The sequence below is a fragment of the Acinetobacter sp. AB03 genome (assembly GCF_058107045.1).
In genome coordinates this window covers 1618216-1623693 of the sequence record NZ_JBUEBA010000002.1, presented here as the reverse complement: position 1 = coordinate 1623693, position 5478 = coordinate 1618216, and the positions used below count along the sequence as shown (strand labels likewise).

Below are 5478 nucleotides of genomic sequence, written 5' to 3'. Positions count from 1 at the left end.
TTGTACATTCCATGGATCGTTTTGCACGAAGTCTAAAAGATTTGGTCACTGAAGTAGATAAACTGGTCAAAAGAGGGATCGCCATCCAGTTTGTAAAAGAGAATATTACTTTTACTGCCCAATCCACGCCGATGGATAATTTGATGCTGCAACTGATGGGTGCTTTTGCTCAATTCGAGCGGGAAATTATCTTAGAACGTCAGAAAGAAGGGATTAAGATCGCAGCAGCTCAGGGCAAATATAAAGGTCGTGTCCATAAATTGAATCCAGATCAAGCTAAAGCATTACTGCAAGCCTGGAAAGAAGGGAAGTATTCATCAAAAGTTGATCTGGCAAAAGCGTTTGGTATCAGTAGACAGGCTGTCTATCGGTATTTAAAACAAATTAATTAGTCACTAGATGGACTGAAAGGTGCCTACAAAATCAGTGGCTATTCAGATATTACAATTAGCTACCAAAAAAGTAGAGATGGTCTGCATCTACTCGTGGACTCTACTGGCTTGAAGTTTCTAGGTGAAGGTGAATGGAAATGCAAGAAACATGGATCTGAATATCGTCGCCAATGGCGTAAGCTCCATATTGCTATAGAAGCTGAAACCCTTCAAATACGTGCAGTACAACTCACGACAAATAATGTCAGCGATTCACAAGTGCTCGAAGATTTACTTTCTCAAGTTCCCTTGGATGAACGAATTGATTCAGTCTATACAGATGGTGCTTATGACACAAAGCACTGCCGACAAGTCATTTTAAATCGTGATGCACATGCGGTCATTCCACCCAGGAAGAATGCAAAGCCTTGGAAAGATCAGCAAGTCAGGTCTATAGAACGAAATGAGTTATTGAAAACAGTCAAACTGCTAGGAAGGTCACTTTGGAAAAAGTGGTCTGGTTATCATCGTCGAAGTTTGGTGGAAACCAAGATGCATTGCATCAAATTATTAGGCGATAAATTAACAGCAAGGAGTTTTCCTAGTCAGGTGAATGAGATTCATGCACGCGTAGCCGTCTTGAACAAATTCACAGAATTGGGGCGCCCTCACACCCAAGTTGTCACTTGAATTTGGCTCAATTAGGATCGCTCTATCTTTCAAACCTTTATGCAACAAAGCCAGTCCCTATGTTAATTTGAAGAATGCTTCAATCTGACGGCTGCGAACCGCCAGGGACAGGCGCAATGTCAGATTCTGTCGCGGCCTTGGCGCGTGCCTGGAAGCGTTCATAGCAATCCAGCCCGCAGAAATGTTCGACGTATTCCGCGCCTTCCGGGGTGAAGGCGGCATCGAGCGGAATTTCTTTGCAGCATACGCAGCAGGTGGTGCAACTGGCAGTGTTCGGGGCGTTTGCGTTCATGGTGGTACTCCTCCAGATTGGTAGCGAAGCTCAAAGCTGCCCACTCTCGGCTGGCTGGGAAGCGGTCATGATCTTCCCTTGAAGGCCCGCAGCAGCCGCGTCACAGACAGGACAAACAAGCCGGTCAGCGTGAGGGCTGCAATACCCCAGTGCTCCCCGATGAACGCGCCGGCCGTCGTGCCGGCTAGCACAATGGCGAGAATCGGCAAATGGCAGGGACAGGTGAGCACGGCCAGCGCGCCCCACAAGTAGCCGGTGATCGGTTTGTGCGTCTCAGACGGCAAGTGCTCTGGGCTGTTCATGGCAGACTCTCCGCGTGCTGTGCCGGTTCGGTTGGCATGGCGGCCAGTTGCATTTCGAGGCTGGCCAGGGCCTCGCGCCGACGCTCGACGAGTTGCCGCAACACGGCAAGCTGCGCAGACGCACCGTCACCGTCCGCAGCATCCAGCGCCCGGCACAGCCGCGCCAGTGCGTCCAGGCCGATACCCGCTTCGAAGGCAGCCCGTACAAAGCGCAGCCGTTGCAACGCGGTGTCATCGAACAAGCCGTAGCCGCCCGTGGTGCACGCGACCGGCCGTAGCAATCCGCGCAGCAGGTAGTCGCGCACGATATGCACGCTCACCCCGGCATCAAGGGCCAGCCGGGACACTGTGTAGGCGCTCATTGAACACCTCCTTTTCCTCATCCGGCGCAGCACGAAAGCTGCTTCACGTCCTTGCTGAAGGTCTGCGCCGCGAGCTTCAGCCCTTCGACCATGGTCAGGTAGGGGAACAATTGGTCGGCCAGTTCCTGCACGGTCATACGGTTGCGAATGGCGAGCACCGCCGTCTGGATCAGTTCACCCGCTTCCGGGGCCACCGCTTGCACGCCGATGAGCCGTCCGCTACCTTCCTCGATGACCAGCTTGATGAAGCCGCGTGTGTCGAAGTTGGCAAGCGCACGCGGCACGTTGTCCAAGGTCAAGGTGCGACTGTCGGTCTCGATCCCGTCGTGATGTGCTTCCGCCTCGCTGTAGCCCACGGTGGCGACCTGCGGGTCGGTGAATACCACGGCCGGCATTGCGGTCAGGTCCAGGGCCGCATCGCCGCCAGTCATGTTGATCGCAGCACGGGTGCCGGCCGCTGCCGCCACATAGACGAACTGAGGCTGGTCGGTGCAGTCGCCAGCCGCATAAATGTGTGGCGTACTGGTGCGCATGCCCTTGTCGATGACGATGGCCCCCTGCGCATTGGCAGCGACTCCCGCCGCTTCCAATGCCAGGCTGCGCGTGTTCGGTGCCCTGCCAGTGGCGACCAGCAGCTGGTCGGCGCGTATTTCACCGTACCCGGTGGTCAGCACGAATTCGCCGTCCACATGCGCGACCTGGCTGGCTTGCGTGTGTTCCAATACCTTGATCCCTTCGGCACGGAACGCGGCTGTAACGGCCTCGCCGATGGCCGGGTCGTCGCGGAAGAACAGCGTGTTGCGAGCTAGGATCGTGACCTGGCTGCCCAGCCGGGCGAAGGCTTGCGCCAGTTCCAGCGCGACCACCGACGAGCCGATCACGGCTAGGCGTTCGGGAAGGGTGTCGCTGACCAGGGCCTCGGTCGAAGTCCAGTAGGGTGACTCTTTCAGGCCCGGAATCGGCGGCACGGCCGGGCTGGCACCCGTGGCGACTAAGCAGCGGTCGAAAGCTACCACGCGCTCGCCACCATCGTTTAAACGGACGACCAGGCTCTGCTCATCCTTGAAACGCGCCTCACCATGTACAACGGTGATGGCCGGGTTGCCGTCCAGAATGCCTTCGTACTTGGCATGGCGCAGTTCTTCGACGCGCGCCTGCTGCTGGGCCAGTAGTTTGCTGCGGTCAATCGCAGGCACAGTCGCCGCGATACCGCCGTCGAACGGACTTTCCCGACGTAAATGGGCGATGTGGGCGGCGCGAATCATGATCTTGGACGGCACGCAGCCGACGTTGACGCAGGTGCCGCCGATGGTGCCGCGCTCGATCAGCGAGACGTGCGCGCCTTGCTCGACGGCCTTCAGTGCTGCCGCCATTGCCGCGCCACCGCTACCAATGACGACGACCTGCAACGGGCGTTCGTTGCCACTGGGCTTATCAGCGGCCCCTATCCAGCCGCGCATCTTGTCGAGCAGGCCGGCGCGGTTGTCCGTCGGTGGCGCATCGGCAAGCGTTGCCTCGTAGCCCAGTCCGGCCACGGCGGTAGTCAGCGCATCCGATGACGTGCCCGCCTCAATGGCGAGTTGCGCTGTGCCCTTCGGATAGGACACCAGCGCCGATTGCACGCCGGGCACTTTCTCCAAGGCTTCCTTGACGTGAGCCGCGCACGAGTCGCAGGTCATCCCGGTGATTTTCAGGGTGGTCATGTATTTTTCCTTTTCTGTGGTGGCTACGGCTGTTGCCGTCAGCCACGTTGTTCTGGCAATTCACAGCTGTCCGGCCCGCAGCGGCGATGTGCTGGCGAGATGAAATCCCAGACCGACACCCCAACCATCAAGGCCAGGCCGACATAGAGCAGTCCACCGCTCTGCCAGCCGTAAGCCCGCATTAAAAACACCGCTGCCAGCACCAAGATCGGGCCTATCGTGCCGAGCGCCGTGCGTCGCCACTGTCGATGATTGAGCCAAGCGATAGCATTGGCGAGTAACGTGATGCCGGCGAACATCGGCAGCAGGATGCCAATGAATAGCCCCTCGTACTGGCTCAAGAAGCCCAGTCCGATGGCCGCGCCAAAGCTGGCGATGGCAGGAAAACAGGCGGCGCAGCCCATCGCGGAAACGACGCTGCCGAGCGCGCCGGTTTTGCCAGCGATGCGCGTGATGAGTCCCATGTGTCGCTCCCGAGTTCGGTTAACGGATCAGCGTTTGAGGCTGGACGGATAGCCCGCGTCCTCGGTCGCCTTGGTCAACTTCTGGACGTTGGTCTTGGCATCGTCGAAGGTGACGACGGCCTGGCGCTTGTCGAAACTTACGTCGGTCTTGCTCACGCCCTCAACCTTGGAAAGCGCGTGCTTGACAGTGATCGGGCAAGAGGCGCAGGTCATGCCAGGCACGGACAGCGTGACGGTCTGAGTGGCGGCGAACACGGGGGCAACGAAAGCGGCGAGAGCGAGGGAGGCAAACAGCTTTTTCATGATGAACTCCTGATTAGTAGAAAAATGGCATGACGTAGGGAAAACCAAGCGCGACCAAGACCAACACGGCGACGAACCAGAAAATGAGCTTGTAGGTGGTGCGCACTTGCGGAATCGCGCACACCTCGCCCGGCTTGCAGGCTGCGGTCGGTCGGACGATGCGCCGCCAGGCAAAGAACAGTGCAACCAGCGCCGCGCCGATGAAGATCGGCCGATACGGCTCCAATACCGTCAGGTTGCCGATCCATGCCCCGCTGAACCCCAAGGCGATCAAAACCAGCGGCCCCAGGCAGCAGGCCGACGCAAGAATGGCGGCCAGCCCACCGGCGAAGAGCGCGCCGCGCCCGTTTTGTGGTTCAGACATACGCTTGTCCTTTCAAATTTGGTTTGGATAGCTTAAGCTTACTTCCGTAGTTATGTACGGAGTCAAGCGATATGCAAATTAATTTTGAGAATCTGACCATTGGCGTTTTTGCCAAGGCGGCCGGGGTCAATGTGGAGACCATCCGGTTCTACCAGCGCAAGGGCCTGCTGCCGGAGCCAGACAAGCCCTATGGCAGCATTCGCCGCTATGGCGAGGCGGATGTAACACGAGTGCGGTTCGTGAAATCGGCCCAGCGGCTGGGCTTTAGCCTGGACGAAATCGCCGAGCTACTGCGGCTGGAGGATGGCACCCATTGCGAGGAAGCCAGCGGCCTGGCCGAGCACAAGCTCAAGGATGTGCGCGAGAAGATGGCCGACTTGGCACGCATGGAGGCCGTGCTGTCTGAACTGGTGTGCGCCTGCCATGCGCGGAAAGGGAACGTTTCCTGCCCGCTGATTGCGTCACTGCAAGACGGAACGAAGCTCGCTGCATCGGCGCGGGGGAGTCACGGGGTGACTACGCCTTAGCGTGCTTTATTTTCCGAATTCTGAGACGACCCCTAGATGCCTGGTCAAGACTGCATACTTGCAGTTTTGACGGCACTGTTGCAAATAGGGATCTGAGTCA

General features: G+C 57.8%; 9 protein-coding genes and 1 pseudogene. 3 read left to right on the top strand and 7 right to left on the bottom strand.

The window, feature by feature from the left end:
* Both ACY3FQ_RS08275 and ACY3FQ_RS08270 read left to right on the top strand, forming a co-directional pair.
* On the top strand, positions 1–392 hold a 392-nt coding region (locus ACY3FQ_RS08275; protein ID WP_368783286.1), incomplete at its 5' end, for a recombinase family protein.
* A 45-nt stretch (positions 393–437) separates the two neighbouring features.
* Positions 438–1061: pseudogene (locus ACY3FQ_RS08270) on the top strand (IS5 family transposase); the annotation flags it as partial.
* 79 nt (positions 1062–1140) lie between these two features.
* On the opposite strand, the gene ACY3FQ_RS08265 reads toward ACY3FQ_RS08270, so the two are convergent.
* From ACY3FQ_RS08265 to merT, 7 genes are all read right to left on the bottom strand, one after another.
* Positions 1141–1353, bottom strand: coding sequence for a DUF3330 domain-containing protein (locus ACY3FQ_RS08265; RefSeq protein WP_000993245.1), 213 nt, complete (start codon positions 1351–1353; stop codon positions 1141–1143).
* Between the two features lie 65 nt (positions 1354–1418).
* Complete coding sequence (merE, locus tag ACY3FQ_RS08260) at positions 1419–1655, bottom strand: broad-spectrum mercury transporter MerE (protein ID WP_001087807.1); 237 nt, start codon at positions 1653–1655, stop codon at positions 1419–1421.
* A complete protein-coding gene (gene merD / locus ACY3FQ_RS08255) occupies positions 1652–2017 on the bottom strand; it encodes a mercury resistance co-regulator MerD (protein WP_001277463.1) in 366 nt (121 codons plus the stop codon). Before merD ends, merE begins: the two co-directional genes overlap by 4 nt.
* Positions 2018–2034: 17 nt before the next feature.
* Positions 2035–3720, bottom strand: coding sequence for a mercury(II) reductase (gene merA, locus ACY3FQ_RS08250; RefSeq protein WP_004644736.1), 1686 nt, complete (start codon positions 3718–3720; stop codon positions 2035–2037).
* Between the two features lie 38 nt (positions 3721–3758).
* The gene (gene merC, locus ACY3FQ_RS08245) at positions 3759–4184 is read right to left on the bottom strand and encodes an organomercurial transporter MerC (protein ID WP_000522997.1); all 426 of its coding nucleotides are present in this window, start codon (positions 4182–4184) and stop codon (positions 3759–3761) included.
* A gap of 27 nt (positions 4185–4211) precedes the next feature.
* Positions 4212–4487, bottom strand: coding sequence for a mercury resistance system periplasmic binding protein MerP (gene merP / locus ACY3FQ_RS08240; RefSeq protein ID WP_004178136.1), 276 nt, complete (start codon positions 4485–4487; stop codon positions 4212–4214).
* Between the two features lie 13 nt (positions 4488–4500).
* Positions 4501–4851, bottom strand: coding sequence for a mercuric ion transporter MerT (merT, locus tag ACY3FQ_RS08235; protein WP_001294659.1), 351 nt, complete (start codon positions 4849–4851; stop codon positions 4501–4503).
* 71 nt (positions 4852–4922) lie between these two features.
* Between merT and merR the strand changes: the two genes are divergently transcribed.
* A complete protein-coding gene (gene merR, locus ACY3FQ_RS08230; protein WP_001166628.1) occupies positions 4923–5378 on the top strand; it encodes a mercury resistance transcriptional regulator MerR in 456 nt (151 codons plus the stop codon).
* Positions 5379–5478: the final 100 nt, after the last annotated feature.

Bases quoted from the DNA above. Each gene is read 5' to 3' on its own strand.
- merT (WP_001294659.1), bottom strand. From the start codon at position 4,851: ATGTCTGAACCACAAAACGGGCGCGGCGCGCTCTTCGCCGGTGGGCTG.
- merA (WP_004644736.1), bottom strand. From the start codon at position 3,720: ATGACCACCCTGAAAATCACCGGGATGACCTGCGACTCGTGCGCGGCT.
- merP (WP_004178136.1), bottom strand. From the start codon at position 4,487: ATGAAAAAGCTGTTTGCCTCCCTCGCTCTCGCCGCTTTCGTTGCCCCC.
- ACY3FQ_RS08265 (WP_000993245.1), bottom strand. From the start codon at position 1,353: ATGAACGCAAACGCCCCGAACACTGCCAGTTGCACCACCTGCTGCGTA.
- merR (WP_001166628.1), top strand. From the start codon at position 4,923: ATGCAAATTAATTTTGAGAATCTGACCATTGGCGTTTTTGCCAAGGCG.
- merE (WP_001087807.1), bottom strand. From the start codon at position 1,655: ATGAACAGCCCAGAGCACTTGCCGTCTGAGACGCACAAACCGATCACC.
- merC (WP_000522997.1), bottom strand. From the start codon at position 4,184: ATGGGACTCATCACGCGCATCGCTGGCAAAACCGGCGCGCTCGGCAGC.
- merD (WP_001277463.1), bottom strand. From the start codon at position 2,017: ATGAGCGCCTACACAGTGTCCCGGCTGGCCCTTGATGCCGGGGTGAGC.